The sequence below is a fragment of the Pseudomonas sp. SJZ103 genome (genome assembly GCF_007828335.1).
In the GTDB taxonomy this organism is placed as follows: Bacteria; Pseudomonadota; Gammaproteobacteria; order Pseudomonadales; family Pseudomonadaceae; genus Aquipseudomonas.
The window spans coordinates 38,132-51,400 of record NZ_VIUN01000004.1 but is presented as its reverse complement, the minus strand read 5'-3'; the positions used below and the strand labels follow the sequence as shown (position 1 = coordinate 51,400).

Sequence of the window (13,269 nt, the reverse complement as noted above, 5' to 3'; positions counted from 1 at the left end):
ATGACCGACCAACACTGGGGGCCAACCATCAGTGGCGATATCGTCGTCATCGGCGGCGGTTCGGCAGGCATCGGCCTGCTGGCCAGCCTGCTCAAGCGCGACCCCGACCTGAACATCACCCTCATCGAACCCAGCGACCATCACTGCTACCAGCCGGCCTGGACCCTGGTCGGCGGCGGTGCCTACGACCTGAAAAAGACCCGACGCCCCCTGGCCGATGTGCTGCCCAATGGCGTCACCTGGGTGCAGGCCGCCGTCACCGAACTGTCGCCGGACGAGCGCACCCTGGTGCTCGACAGCGGCCAGCGCGTCAGCTGGAACAACCTGATCGTCTGCCCGGGCCTGCGCCTGGCGTGGGAGAAGGTCGAAGGCCTGGAAGAGACCCTGGGCCAGCACGGCGTCACCTCCAATTACAGCTACGAAAGCGCCGCCTACACCTGGCAACTGGTGCAGCAACTCAAGGGCGGCAAGGCGATCTTTACCCAGCCGGCCATGCCGATCAAATGCGCGGGTGCGCCGCAAAAGGCCATGTACCTGTCCTGCGATCACTGGCTCAGGCAGGGCGACCTTAAACACATCGACGTCGAGTTCAACCTGGCCGGCGCGGCGCTGTTCGGCGTGGCGACCTTTGTGCCGCCGTTGATGAAATACGTGGAGAAATACAACGCGCGCCTGGCGTTCAACGCCAACCTGGTCAAGGTCGACGGCCCGGCGCGCAAGGCCTGGTTCGAGGTGAAGGATGCCGAGGGCAACGTCACGCTCGAGGAAAAATCCTTCGACCTGCTGCACGTGGTGCCGCCGCAAGTTGCCCCGGAGTTTATCCGCCAAAGCCCGCTGGCCGACGCTGCCGGCTGGTGCGAGGTGAACCCCCACAGCCTGCAGCACCTGCGCTATCCGCAGATATTCGGCCTGGGCGATGTGTGCGGCACCAGCAACGCCAAGACCGCCGCCGCCGTGCGCAAGCAAATCGTGGTGGTCGCCGAAAACCTGCTGGCCCTGCGCAGACAGGCGCCGCTGCCGCTCAAGTATGACGGCTATGGCTCGTGCCCGCTGACGGTGGAGAAGGGCAAGGTGGTATTGGCCGAGTTCGGCTACGGCGGCAAGTTGCTGCCGACCTTTCCCCTCGACCCGACCCGGGCGCGCCGTTCGATGTGGTTTCTCAAGGCGACCTGGCTGCCGTGGTTCTACTGGAACGGCATGCTCAAGGGCCGCGAGTGGCTGACCCGTCTGAGCAAGGTGGATTAAATGCTGCTGGCCAGTGTGTTGGGGATGTTGATGGGCCTGGTCATGGGCCTGACCGGCGCGGGCGGCGGCATCCTCGGGGTGCCGGCGTTGGTGCTGGGGTTGGGCTTGACGATGACCCAGGCCGCGCCGGTGTCGTTGCTGGCGGTGGGCGCGGCAGCGGCCGTCGGGGCGATTGACGGGTTACGCCACGGCCTGGTGCGTTACCGCGCCGCGCTGTTGATCGCTTTGCTCGGCGCGCTGTTTTCGCCGCTGGGGGTGTTTCTCGCCCACCAGTTGCCGGAGCCGGTGCTGATGGGGCTGTTCAGTGTGTTGATGGTGCTGGTGGCCTGGCGCATGTTGCAGCGCGAAAAGCTCGAGGCCGGGCCGAGTGACCATGGCGCGGCGTCCTGGGGCCAGAAGAACTGCATGCTCAATCAACAGACCGGGCGCCTGGCCTGGACCGCCAAATGCAGCGCCACCCTGGCCGCACTGGGCGCGGTGACGGGGGCGGTCTCGGGTTTGCTCGGGGTGGGCGGCGGCTTTTTGATCGTGCCGGCGTTCAAGCAACTCACCGACGTGCAGATGCGTGGCATCGTCGCCACGTCGCTGATGGTGATCAGCCTGATTTCGCTGATCGGCGTGGCCGGCGCGTTCCATGCCGGGGTGCGCATCGAACCCGTGGGCTGGGTGTTCATCGCGGCGAGTATCGTCGGCATGCTGATCGGCCGACGCCTGTGCTCGGTGATTGCCGCACGCACCTTGCAGGTGGGGTTTGCCAGCCTGTGTGTGCTGGTGGCGATTGGCATGCTGGTCAACGCCGTGCTTTGAACCTGAAATGCCCTCCCACATTTGAATCTCCCTTGTTTTTGAGCGATTCATCCCATCGCATCCCCCCACCCAGTACCCAAGTAGCATAGGTCCCACCCTCCGCCCTTCGTACACTCATGCCTCAGAGGGGGAGGTAACGATGCATAACAGTGAAGGCGTAGTCAGTGCCATGTCCCAGGCCACCGATGCCGGGCAGGCCGCCGAGGAGTTGGCGCGGCAACTGTTGCATCCGTACCTGGGCTTCGTGCTGTTTTTCTGCTCGGCCTCCTACGACCTGCAGGCCCTGGGCCACGCCCTGCAAGAATGTTTCGGCAACGTGCGCGTAGTGGGCTGCACCAGCGCCGGCGAGATCACGCCCCAGGGCTACGGCCGCAATTGCGTGACGGCAATGGGCTTTAACCACGCGCACTTTTCCATCGCCACGGAGCTGATCGACCAGGTGGAACACTTCAGCCTGATCGACGCCCAGCAGATGGTTGAACGTCTGGTCGGCGGTTGCCGCAGCAATACCCTGGCGCCGATCAAGGGCAACACCTTCGCTCTGACCCTGCTCGATGGCCTGTCCAGCCGTGAAGAGGTGGTGCTCGCCGCCCTCAGCGCGGCGCTCGGCGACATTCCGCATTTCGGCGGTTCGGCCGGTGACGACAACTTCCTCACCCACACCCACGTGTACTTCAACGGCGCCTTCCACAGCGGCGCGGCGGTGGTGGTGCTGGTCAATACCTGGCTGGATTTCGAGGTGTTCACCACCCACCACATCCTGCCGCGCAACGAAAAGCTGGTGGTGACCGGCGCCGACAGCCCGTCGCGCCGGGTCTTCGAGCTCAACGCCGAACCCGCCGCCGAAGAGTACGCGCGGCATATCGGCGTGGCCGTGGCCGATCTCGATCACCGCGTCTTCGCGGCGCACCCGTTGGCAGTGCGCATCCACGACCAGTACTACGTGCGGGCGATCCAGCAAGTGCACGACGACCTGAACCTGAGTTTCTACTGCGCGGTGGAAAACGGCATCGTCCTCACCGTGATGAAACCCGGGCCGATCCTGCCAAACCTGCAAACCCTGTTCGACGGCCTGCAAGCGCGCCTGGGCGACCTGCTGTTGACCATCGGCTGCGACTGCTTCCTGCGCCGCCTGGAGTTGGAAGACAGCGACAATCTGGAACAGATCGGCGGTTTCCTGCGTGACCAGCGGGTGATGGGCTTCAACACCTACGGAGAACAGTTCAATGGCATGCATATCAACCAGACCTTCACTGGAGTCGCCATTGCCCGAGGTCGGCGCTGAACTGCTCGCCCAGGTTGCCCAGCTGCAACAGGACAACCACAAGCTGGCGCGGATCAACGCGGCGCTGATCGAGCGCATCGAGTCCGGCATGGTCCAGGGCAATAACCCTTACACTACCTTTCAGCATTCGGTGGTGCTGGCCGAACAAGTGCGCGAACGCACCGACGCGCTGAACCAGGCGATGGCCGAACTCAAGGCCAGCAACCATTTGCTGATCAACGCGCGGCTGCGCGCCGAAACCCTGCGCGGCGAACAGGCGGCCGCGCAAAAGGCCCAGGAAAGCGAACGCTGGATTCGCCTGATCACCGATAACGTCCCGGCCCTGATCGGCTACCTGAATGCCGACCTGGTCTACGAGTTCACCAACAAAGTCTATGAAGAATGGTATTGCTGGCCGCGCGGCATGATGCTCGGCCAGAGCCTGCGCGAAGTCCACAGCGAGCAGCACTGCCAGCGCCTGGATGCCTACGTCGCCCGCGCCCTGGCGGGGGAGAGCGTGACCTTTGAATTCGCCGAGACCAACATCAATAACCAGGAGCGCTACATGCTGCGCTCCTATGTGCCGAATATGCTGGCCAGCGGCGAAGTGGTGGGGATCTTCGTGCTGATCCGCGACATCACCGAACGCCGCCGCACCGCCGAAGCCCTGCACCAGGCCTATCAGCACCTGGAGCAACGCGTGGCCCAGCGCACCTCGGAACTGACCGCGCTCAACGACCAGTTATTGCAGGAGATCGACGAGCGCCGCCGCGTGGAGGCGCGCCTGCGTGAAGCCAAGCTCGAGGCCGAGCAGGCCAACCTGTCGAAAACCAAATTCCTCGCCGCCGTCAGCCATGACCTGCTGCAACCTTTGAATGCGGCGCGCCTGTTTACCAGCGCGCTGCTGGAGCGGCCCAGCGAAACGTTGGTGCGCAACGTGAGCAACTCCCTGGAAGACGTGGAAAACCTGCTGGGCACCCTGGTGGATATCTCCAAGCTGGATGCCGGGGTGATCAAGGCCGACATCGCGCCGTTTGCCCTGAGTGAACTGCTCGACAACCTGGCCGCCGAGTACACCGAATTGGCCCGCAGCGAGGGCCTCGAATTGCATTTTGTCGGCTGTTCGGCGCTGGTGCGCAGCGATATTCAGTTGCTGGCGCGGATTCTGCGCAACCTGTTGAGCAACGCGATTCGCTACACCTACAAGGGCCGTGTGGTGCTGGGCTGTCGCCGCCAGCATCAGCGTTTGTTGATCCAGGTATGGGACAGCGGCATGGGCATCGCCGAGGAGCGGTTGGAGGAGATTTTCCAGGAGTTCAAGCGCGGCGATGTGCAGCGGCCCGACCAGGACCGTGGGTTGGGCCTGGGGCTGGCGATTGTGGAAAAGATCGCCGGGATCCTGGGTCATCGCATCAGCGTCAAATCCTGGCCGGGCAAGGGCTCGATGTTCTCGGTGGAGGTGCCGTTGAGCGCCACGGCGCCCAAGTCGCTGCCAATGCTGGCCATGAGCGAGCCGATGCTCGAACGCCTGCAAGGCGCACGGGTGTGGGTGCTGGATAACGACGCGGCGATCTGCGCGGGCATGCGCACCTTGCTGGAAGGCTGGGGCTGCCAGGTGATCACGGCGTTGTCGGAGCAAGACCTGGCACGGCAGGTGGACAACTACCATGCCGAAGCCGACTTGCTGATCGCCGACTACCACCTCGACGACGACCAGAACGGCGTCGACGCCGTCGCCCGCATCAATGGACGCCGCGGCCGCGCGATACCGGCGCTGATGATCACCGCCAACTACAGCAACGAGTTGAAGCTGCAGATCCGTGAGTTGGGGCACACCTTGATGCACAAGCCGGTACGCCCAATGAAACTCAAGACCGCCATGAGCCACCTGCTCGGCAAATGAACGGCGAAATACCCACAAGTGGAGATCAAAATGTCGGAGGGGGCTTGCCCCCGATAGCGGTGGGTCAGTCGACATCATAACTGACTGATGCACCGCCATCGGGAGCAAGCCCCCTCCCACATTTGACCGGTGTTGTGCCTGGAAGATTGGCGGCGCAGGTACGTCTGATCAAGCTCAAGACTGCCATGAGCCACTTACTCGGCCGGCCCTGACAAACGGAGATCCAGTGTGGGAGGGGGCTTGCCCCCGATAGCGGTGGGTCAGTCGACATCATAACTGACTGATGCACCGCCATCGGGAGCAAGCCCCCTCCCACATTTGACCAGTGTTGTGCCTGGAAGATTGGCGGCGCAGGTACGTCTGATCAAGCTCAAGACTGCCATGAGCCACTTACTCGGCCGGCCCTGATAAACGGAGAACCAATGTGGGAGGGGGCTTGCCCCGATAGCGGTGCATCAGCCAGCACATGTGTTGACTGACCTGATGCTATCGGGAGCAAGCCCCCTCCCACATTTGACCAGTGTTGTGCCTGGAAGATTGGCGTCGCAGGTACGTCTGATCAAGCTCAAGACTGCCATGAGCCACTTACTCGGGCGGCCCTGATAAACGGAGAACCAATGTGGGAGGGGGCTTGCTCCCGATGGCGGTGTTTCAGCCAAGCAGATGTCGACTGGTCCACAGCTATCGGGGGCAAGCCCCCTCCAACATTTGACCGGTGTTGTGCCTGGAAGATTGGCGGCGCAGGTACGTCTGATCAAGCTCAAGACTGCCATGAGCCACTTACTCGGCCGGCCCTGATAAACGGAGATCCAGTGTGGGAGGGGGCTTGCTCCCGATAGCGGTGGGTCAGTCGACATCATAACTGACTGATGCACCGCCATCGGGAGCAAGCCCCCTCCCACATTTGATTTGTGTTGTGTCAGACGGGTCAGCGGCGCAGGTACGAGCCGAAATCGATATCCCCGGCACTGAGGATCGCCTGCACCCGGTTATGCACGTTCAATTTGCGCAGGATCGCCGACACGTGAGCCTTCACCGTGGTCTCGGCAATTTCCAGGGTGTACGCGATCTGTTTGTTCGACTCGCCCTTGGTCATGCGTTCCAGCACCAGCAATTGCTTGCGTGTCAGGGCTTGCAGCAGTTCGGGGGCGAAGCCGGGGTTTTCGTTGAGGCGCCGGTGGGTGCCGGGCTTCTGGGTGCGGATGATGTCCGGCGGCAGGTACACGTTGCCGTTGAGAATCTGCTGGATCGCCTCGGTCATTTGCAGGCGCGGCGAGGATTTGGTGATAAAACCCACGGCGCCATAGGTGATGGCTTGCAGCACGACCTGCTTGTCCTGCTCGGCCGAGACGATCACCACCGGAATGGTCGGCGCCTCGTTGCGCAGGTTGATCAGGCCATTGAGGCCGTGCATGCCGGGCATGTTCAGGTCGAGCAGGATCAGGTCGAGGTCGTCGTGTTCCTGGGTCAGCGCCAGGGCGCTGTCGAGGTCGGCGGTTTCCATCACTTCGCTGCCGGGAAAGCCGTCGCTGATGACGTTATGGATCGCTTCGCGAAACAGTGGGTGATCGTCGGCAATCAGGATTTTGTACATGGCCGTTCACCTTTCTTATTGTGATGTTTGAAATGGCTCGGGTTGGGCGACCGTCACCGGCAGCTTCGCCGCTTCCCAGGCATCCAGGCCGTCGCGATACCAGTACACAGAGGTATAGCCGAGGTTGGCGGCACGTTTTACCGCGTTCCAACTCAGCCAGCAATCGGAGCGGCAATAGAAGACCAACGGTCGTTCGAGGTCGCCGCCGCTGTAGGTATACAAGTGGCGCACGAAATAGTTTTGCCACTCCGGCGTCAGGTCGCCGTCGCCGGTATTGGCCAGCCAGTGGCTGCCGGGCAGGTTGGCGTGGGGCTGGTCTTCGATGAAGCGCCCTTGCAGCCACTGGCGGCGGTACACGTCGATCAGCACGGGCGCGGGGGTTTGGCTGAGCAGGGTTTGCAGGGCCGAAGTGTCGACAATCGTGGCGCCTGGCAGGTGGTCGGGCGTGGGGCTGCGGTACAGGCTGATGCGGTAGCCGTCGGCGGAAAACAGTGGAGTGTCGGCCTGAACGTTAGCGACGAACAGGCACAGCAGTGCCAACAGAGGCAGTCGGGCGTACAGCATGGCAGGGCGATCCTTATCGTTATGCGCGCATTACACGTGAGTCCCGAGCCCTTGGGAATGCGACGATAGACAGGAAAACCAGTACTAAAGTAGTAGTTTTTGCCGCCTTCAGCCCTTTTTGCGCAACGCCGCATGCTGGGGATTGAACGTCAGCACCGCCAACACCGCGAACAGCACGGTCAAGCCAAGGCACACTGCCAAGGCCAGGCCCGCGAAGCGTTCGTACAGGGCAAAGCGCACCAGCTCCACGGCGTGGGTAAACGGGTTGACCGCGCACAGCCAGTACAGCCATTCGCTGGAGTCGCGCATCTTCCACAACGGGTACAGCGCCGACGACAGGAAAAACAGCGGGAAGATCACGAAGTTCATCACCCCGGCAAAGTTCTCCAACTGGCGAATCGCGTTCGACAGCAACAGGCCCAGGGCGCTCAACATCAAGGCCACCAGCAGCAACGCCGGCAGGGCGATCAACAGTCCCATGGGCGGCGGTTGCACGCCGTACACCCAGGCGATCGCCAGGAACCCATACACCTGCAACAGCGAAATCAGCGCGGTGGCCAACAGCTTGCTGCACAGCAAAAACGTGCGCGGCAACGGGCTGGTCAGCAGCACGCGCATGCTGCCCATCTCGCGGTCGTAGACCATCGACAGCGAGCCTTGCATGCCGTTGAACAGCAGGATCATGCAGGCCAGCCCCGGGATGATGTACACCTCGTAGGGGATGTAGGTGTCGTAGGGTTCGATCACCGAGATGCCCAACGCGGCGCGGAACCCGGCGGCGAACACCAGCAGCCACAGCAATGGCCGCACCAGCGCACTGAGAAACCGCGTGCGCTGCAACACAAACCGCAGCCACTCGCGCAGGACGATGCCGCGCAGGCATTGCCAGTAAGCGTTCATGCCGCAGCTCCCGTCGTGGTGGGGCGTGTCAAGCGCGCGAACACGCTGCCGAGGTCGCCGCCTTGTTGCGCGATCAAGGCATCGACTTGCCCACTGGCCACCAGACGGCCCTGATGCAGGATCATCAACGCGTCGTCGGCCTGTACTTCGTCGAGCAGGTGGGTGGTCCACAGCACGCTGATACCCTGTTCGAGGCACAGGCTTCGCACGTGCTGGTTCAGCGCCAGGCGGCTGGCCGGGTCGAGGCCGACGCTGGCTTCATCCAACAGCAGCAAGCGCGGTTCATGCAGCAACGCCCGGGCGATTTCCACCCGGCGCCGATGCCCGCCGTTGAGCTCGCGGACTTTTTCGCGGCGCCGTTCGGTGAGGGCCTGGCGTGCCAGTTCGGCGGCTACGCGCAGGTCGGTCTGGCGCCGTGATAAACCGTGCAGCGCGGCGTGGTAGCGCAGGTTCTGTTCCACGCTCAAATCCAGGTCCAGGGTGCTTTGCTGGAACACCACACCCAGCTGGGTGAGGGCTGCACGCGGCGCCTCACGCAGGGAATGACCGCCCACGCGAATGTCGCCGCTTTGCAGGTCATACAGCCGCGTGAGCAGGGCGATCAAGGTGGATTTGCCGGCGCCATTGGGCCCCAGCAGCGCCGCAAAGCGCCCCGGTGCGAGGCTGAAACCCACCTCGCACAAGGCCTGCCGTGCGCCGTAGGCGAAGCTCACGTCGCGCACCTCCAGGGCGTTCATGGCGTGACCACCACGCCCCATGGATAACGCCCGACCTTCACCGACTTGATCACCTTGAGGCTGTCCACATCGATCACCGACACATCACCGCTCACGCCGTTGGTGGCCAGCAACTGTTTCTCGTCCGGGGTAAATGCCATCTGCCACACGCGGCGGCCCACCAAAAGGTAGTCGAGGACCTCGAAGGTCTTGGCGTCGATCACGGCCACATGGTTGGCCGGACCGAGGGCGACAAAGCCGTACTTGCCGTCGGCGCTGAGCTTGATGCCGACCGGCTGGACTTTGTCCGGGTGCACGCCCTTGATCTTGAAGGTCAGGGTCTTGAGGATCGCGCGGCTGGCCACGTCGAGGATGGTCACGGTGCCGCCGATTTCCGCCGAGGCCCACAGCTGCGAGCCATCGTGGTTGAACTCGACGAAGCGCGGGCGCTGGTCCACCAGGGTGCTGTCGGCCAGGGTCTGGGTGCTGGTGTCGATCCAGTGCAGCATGTTGGTGGTTTCGCTGGTGTTTACCGCCCACTTGCCATCCGGGCTCACGGCCATGCCTTCGGGTTCGACGCCGACGTTGATCTGGCCGAGCACCTTGGAGGTCTCGGTGTCGATCACGGTGACCAGCGCGTCGTCTTCGTTGGACACGTACAGCCAGCGGTTATTGGGGTGCAGGGCGAACTGCTCGGGGTCTTTGCCGGAGGGCAGTTCCTTGATGATCTTGCGCGTGGCCACGTCCATCACCTGCACGCGGTCCGAGTCGCTGGCGCAGATGTACAGCAGCTTATGGTCATGGGACAGCAGCAAGCCTCGCGGACGCTGGCCGACCTTGAGGGTGTCGGTGACTTGCAGGGTCTGCATGTCGATCAGGCTCAGGCTGTTGTCTTTCTCGTTGGAGACCCAGGCGGTACTGGCCATGGCGTGCCCGGCGGCAAGCAGCAGGGCGCATGAGAGCAGGGTGCGGCGCATGGCGGATTCCTTATTATTGTGGGTAGGTGATCAAGGGAAGCGGCAGGTCACCTCGGGTTTGTCATAGCCCAGGCTGTCCATTTCGTTGGTGGGGTGCAGGAAACCGTCCTGGGGCGAGGTGCTGACCAGCGCGCGGGGCTGCACGATGGGAATCGGTTGGCGCAATTGGCCGTTCCAGGGGCGGTAGCTGAGCTTGCGGCCCTTGAAACCATCCAGGGGCAGTTGCTCGCTGATTTCCAGTTGACGGATCGCCATGGGCTCGACCTGACGCAACTTGCTCACGGCACTGGCGATGCTGCGCACGGCCATCCAGGCGGCGAAGTCGCGGTCGTTCATCCAGCGCCCGGCCAGGGCCTCGAAGCGTTTCTGCAATTGGGCGGCGCCGTAGGTCTCGACGGTTTTGTGCCAGCCGGTGGGCGTCAGACCCTGGGTGCCGGCCACGGGGCGCGGGTACCAGGTCTGGTAGGGCACGTACTCGCCGAAGTCGCCGCGCTCGTCGGCCACCAACACCACGTCGTATTCGGCGGTCTGGGTGAACAGCGGCATATCCGCCTGGGCGCTGCGGCGTTGGTCGTTGTCGAAGCGCCAGGCCTTATCCGCCACCAGCTGCACGCCGAAGCGTTTGGCGGCGCGACGCAGGGCGGCAGCGTAGGCCTGGTCATCCTCGGTGGGGCCGACGATCAACAGCGCTTTCTGCCATTTGCGCACTACCAGGAACTGCGCCAGCGCATCGGCAAGCATCGCGCGGCTGGGCAGGGTATGCAGCACGTTGCCCAGGCAGTCGGTGCTGCGCAGGCTGTCATCCGGGCTGCCGGCATTGAACAACAGGCTGTCGGGCAACGCCGCGCTGAGTTGGCGCAGGCTGGCAGCGGGCGCGTTGACCACGAACAGGCGCAGGCCCTGAGCATGCTGGGCCTGGGCGGCGGCGAGCAGGGCGTCTGGGGTGTCTACCGTGGCGGTCGTCAGGCTGTAGCGCTGGTTGAGAAAGGCGCCGGTGCTGTTGCTGTCGATGATCGCCAGTTCAGCGCCGCGCTGCCCGGCATCGGCGGGCTCGGGAATCACATTCGACAGCAGCGGGCCCGGATCGGGCCGATAACCCAGGTAGCCGATCTGCACCTGCAAGGGCGCTTCAGCGGCCTGGCCGGTGGCGGCCCAGGCGATTGCCAGCAGGCAGATCACGGCGTAGGGGGCGAGCTGGCGCATAGGGCACTCCATGACAGGTAGCGCCAGCATAGGAACCCTGAACGTCGCTGCAAATATGCAGAAAGTAGCGCTGGGGCAGTACCAAGGTAGTAGCCACGCGCAGCGGGTGCGGTTTTAGCATGGGTCCCTAACGGTCTTATTCACAGGAGTGACACGAGCATGCGCGTCTTCACCGCCCGGCCCGGCCTGTCGGCCCTGTGGCGCATCAACCTGTGGGTGTGCGGCTTCTTCGCCCTGGTGACCTGCGCCTGCACCGCGCTGTTGCTGCACCAGGCCCTGGCCGATGTGGAGCGCGAGCTGCAATCGGCCGAAGCGGTGGTGCACTACCTGAGCGAAACCGCCGAGCGCGACCCGGCCAGCCTGCAACCCCACCTCACCGCGAGTTTGCGCCATGTACGTGTGCACTGGCTGGCGAGCGGCGACACCGCGCAAGCGCCGGCCCCGGACGGGCTGGACGCCTGGCTCGGGCGCCTGCTGTTTGCCGAGGCGCGACGCAGTGCCCAGGTGCTGGACTTGCCGGACGGTCGGCGCGTGTCCATCGCCGTTGACCCACGGGATGAAATCGACGAGGTCTGGGACTCCCTGCAACAACTGCTGGGCCTGTGCGCCCTGGCCCTGGTGCTGAGCCTGTTGACCATCCGCTGGGCGGTGCGCCGTGGTATGGGCGTGCTGGATGAATTGCTGCGCGCGCTGCAACAGGTGTGCGCCGGCCAGCTTAACGTGCGCCTGCGCAGTGAAGGCGCGCCGGAAGCACGGCAATTGGCGCTGCACTTCAACCGCATGACCGCCGCCCTGGAGCAGGCGCGCACCGATAACACCCGGCTCACCCAGACCCTGCTGGCGGTGCAGGAGCAGGAGCGCACCCACCTGGCCCAGACCCTGCACGATGACCTCGGCCAATACCTGGCCGGCATTCGCGCCCAGGCCTGCCTGTTGCGGCTGGTTACCGACCAGCCGCATCTGCTGGCGTCCACGGTGGCGCAATTGGAGGATCACTGCGAGCACTTGCAGCAAGGCTTCAGGGCGCTGGTCCACGATCTCTATCCGGTGGCCCTGCAACACCTGCCGATGGCCGAGGCGTTTTCGATGCTGGTCACGCAGTGGCAGGCCAGCCACGGCATTCCCTGCCACCTGCAAGTCAGTACGGACCTGCCGCTGTTGCCCGGCGCCAGCAAGACCCATCTGTACCGCCTGCTCCAGGAAGCCCTGACCAACATCCTGCGGCATGCCGACGCCAGCCAGGTGCGCGTGCGCCTGCAACATCACGGTTCGCGCCTGCGCCTGTGGGTGCGTGATAACGGTCGCGGTGCAGAAACGCCCCAGCGGCCGGGTGTGGGCCTGTATTCGATGGCCGAACGCGCCCGCTGCCTGGGCGGCGAATTGAAGATCATCAGCCAGCCCGGCGCCGGCTGGGCGTTGGCGTTGAACATGCCGTTGGAGGCTTCATGAATATTCTGTTGGTGGATGACCACGCCGTGGTGCGCCAGGGCTATGCCAGCCTGCTGCGCGCGCTGCTGCCGGCCGTTGAAGTGCGCGAGGCGGCCAGTGGTGAAGAAGCGTTGAGCCGGGTCCAGGAAGCGCTGCCGCACCTGGTGATCATGGACTTCGGCCTGCCGGGCATCAGCGGCCTGGAAACCACCCGGCGTCTGCGCCAGCGCCTGCCGCACCTGCGTGTGCTGTTTTTCAGCATGCACGACGAACTGCCCCTGGTGCGCCAGGCCCTGGACGCCGGGGCCTCTGGCTACCTGACCAAAACCTCGGCACCCGAGGTGTTGATCGAAGCGGTGCGGCGCATCCTCGACGGCCACGCCTACATCGAACAGGCTCTGGCCACCGAACTGGCCTATACCCCCGGTGATCAACGCTTGCAGGGCATGACCCCACGTGAACTGGAGATTTTCCTGATGCTGGCCAGGGGCACGCCCACCCGAACGATTGCCGACCAGCTGAATATCAGCAGCAAGACCGTGTCCAATCACCTGACCTTGCTCAAGAGCAAATTGCAGGTGAGTTCCCATGCCGAGCTGGTGCACTTGGGGATCGATATGGGCGTGGTGCGGGTGGTTGGATAACCGGGTGTGCATAAAACCCACTGT

12 protein-coding genes are annotated in these 13,269 nt (G+C 63.9%); 6 read left to right on the top strand and 6 right to left on the bottom strand.

Features of this window, described 5'->3' with window-relative positions; translation table 11 throughout:
* From FBY10_RS11065 to FBY10_RS11050, 4 genes are all read left to right on the top strand, one after another.
* Entirely contained in the window at window positions 1–1,245 is a 1,245-nt protein-coding gene (locus FBY10_RS11065; protein WP_145336180.1) for an FAD/NAD(P)-binding oxidoreductase, read from the top strand.
* Complete coding sequence (locus tag FBY10_RS11060) at window positions 1,246–2,052, top strand: sulfite exporter TauE/SafE family protein (protein ID WP_145336178.1); 807 nt, start codon at window positions 1,246–1,248, stop codon at window positions 2,050–2,052.
* Window positions 2,053–2,191: 139 nt separating this feature from the next.
* On the top strand, window positions 2,192–3,337 hold the full coding sequence (gene nosP / locus FBY10_RS11055; protein WP_145336176.1) for a nitric oxide-sensing protein NosP: 1,146 nt from the start codon (window positions 2,192–2,194) through the stop codon (window positions 3,335–3,337).
* Window positions 3,279–5,219, top strand: coding sequence for a PAS domain-containing hybrid sensor histidine kinase/response regulator (locus tag FBY10_RS11050; protein WP_131698172.1), 1,941 nt, complete (start codon window positions 3,279–3,281; stop codon window positions 5,217–5,219). Before nosP ends, FBY10_RS11050 begins: the two co-directional genes overlap by 59 nt.
* A gap of 928 nt (window positions 5,220–6,147) precedes the next feature.
* Here FBY10_RS11050 and FBY10_RS11045 read toward each other — a convergent pair.
* From FBY10_RS11045 to FBY10_RS11020, 6 genes are all read right to left on the bottom strand, one after another.
* Entirely contained in the window at window positions 6,148–6,813 is a 666-nt protein-coding gene (locus FBY10_RS11045) for a response regulator transcription factor (RefSeq protein ID WP_010209341.1), read from the bottom strand.
* A 15-nt stretch (window positions 6,814–6,828) separates the two neighbouring features.
* A complete protein-coding gene (locus tag FBY10_RS11040; protein ID WP_145336174.1) occupies window positions 6,829–7,377 on the bottom strand; it encodes a PQQ-dependent catabolism-associated CXXCW motif protein in 549 nt (182 codons plus the stop codon).
* A gap of 108 nt (window positions 7,378–7,485) precedes the next feature.
* Window positions 7,486–8,277, bottom strand: coding sequence for an ABC transporter permease (locus FBY10_RS11035; RefSeq protein WP_145336173.1), 792 nt, complete (start codon window positions 8,275–8,277; stop codon window positions 7,486–7,488).
* Window positions 8,274–9,014 (bottom strand): ABC transporter ATP-binding protein, encoded by a 741-nt coding sequence (locus tag FBY10_RS11030; RefSeq protein WP_131698170.1) that lies wholly within the window; start codon window positions 9,012–9,014, stop codon window positions 8,274–8,276. The genes FBY10_RS11035 and FBY10_RS11030 overlap by 4 nt, the downstream gene beginning before the upstream one ends.
* On the bottom strand, window positions 9,011–9,970 hold the full coding sequence (locus tag FBY10_RS11025) for a YVTN family beta-propeller repeat protein (RefSeq protein WP_145336171.1): 960 nt from the start codon (window positions 9,968–9,970) through the stop codon (window positions 9,011–9,013). Before FBY10_RS11025 ends, FBY10_RS11030 begins: the two co-directional genes overlap by 4 nt.
* A 30-nt stretch (window positions 9,971–10,000) precedes the next feature.
* Window positions 10,001–11,173: an ABC transporter substrate-binding protein gene (locus FBY10_RS11020; RefSeq protein WP_145336169.1), complete on the bottom strand. Its 1,173-nt coding sequence runs from the start codon at window positions 11,171–11,173 to the stop codon at window positions 10,001–10,003.
* A 186-nt stretch (window positions 11,174–11,359) separates the two neighbouring features.
* Here FBY10_RS11020 and FBY10_RS11015 point away from each other — a divergent pair, with 186 nt between their 5' ends.
* Window positions 11,360–12,622, top strand: a complete 1,263-nt coding sequence (locus tag FBY10_RS11015) for a sensor histidine kinase (protein ID WP_145336521.1) — start codon at window positions 11,360–11,362, stop codon at window positions 12,620–12,622.
* On the top strand, window positions 12,619–13,245 hold the full coding sequence (locus FBY10_RS11010) for a response regulator transcription factor (RefSeq protein ID WP_145336167.1): 627 nt from the start codon (window positions 12,619–12,621) through the stop codon (window positions 13,243–13,245). Before FBY10_RS11015 ends, FBY10_RS11010 begins: the two co-directional genes overlap by 4 nt.
* Window positions 13,246–13,269: the final 24 nt, after the last annotated feature.

Bases quoted from the DNA above. Each gene is read 5' to 3' on its own strand.
- FBY10_RS11030 (WP_131698170.1), bottom strand. From the start codon at position 9,014: ATGAACGCCCTGGAGGTGCGCGACGTGAGCTTCGCCTACGGCGCACGG.
- nosP (WP_145336176.1), top strand. From the start codon at position 2,192: ATGCATAACAGTGAAGGCGTAGTCAGTGCCATGTCCCAGGCCACCGAT.
- FBY10_RS11040 (WP_145336174.1), bottom strand. From the start codon at position 7,377: ATGCTGTACGCCCGACTGCCTCTGTTGGCACTGCTGTGCCTGTTCGTC.
- FBY10_RS11045 (WP_010209341.1), bottom strand. From the start codon at position 6,813: ATGTACAAAATCCTGATTGCCGACGATCACCCACTGTTTCGCGAAGCG.
- FBY10_RS11025 (WP_145336171.1), bottom strand. From the start codon at position 9,970: ATGCGCCGCACCCTGCTCTCATGCGCCCTGCTGCTTGCCGCCGGGCAC.
- FBY10_RS11050 (WP_131698172.1), top strand. From the start codon at position 3,279: ATGGCATGCATATCAACCAGACCTTCACTGGAGTCGCCATTGCCCGAG.
- FBY10_RS11010 (WP_145336167.1), top strand. From the start codon at position 12,619: ATGAATATTCTGTTGGTGGATGACCACGCCGTGGTGCGCCAGGGCTAT.
- FBY10_RS11060 (WP_145336178.1), top strand. From the start codon at position 1,246: ATGCTGCTGGCCAGTGTGTTGGGGATGTTGATGGGCCTGGTCATGGGC.
- FBY10_RS11035 (WP_145336173.1), bottom strand. From the start codon at position 8,277: ATGAACGCTTACTGGCAATGCCTGCGCGGCATCGTCCTGCGCGAGTGG.
- FBY10_RS11020 (WP_145336169.1), bottom strand. From the start codon at position 11,173: ATGCGCCAGCTCGCCCCCTACGCCGTGATCTGCCTGCTGGCAATCGCC.
- FBY10_RS11065 (WP_145336180.1), top strand. From the start codon at position 1: ATGACCGACCAACACTGGGGGCCAACCATCAGTGGCGATATCGTCGTC.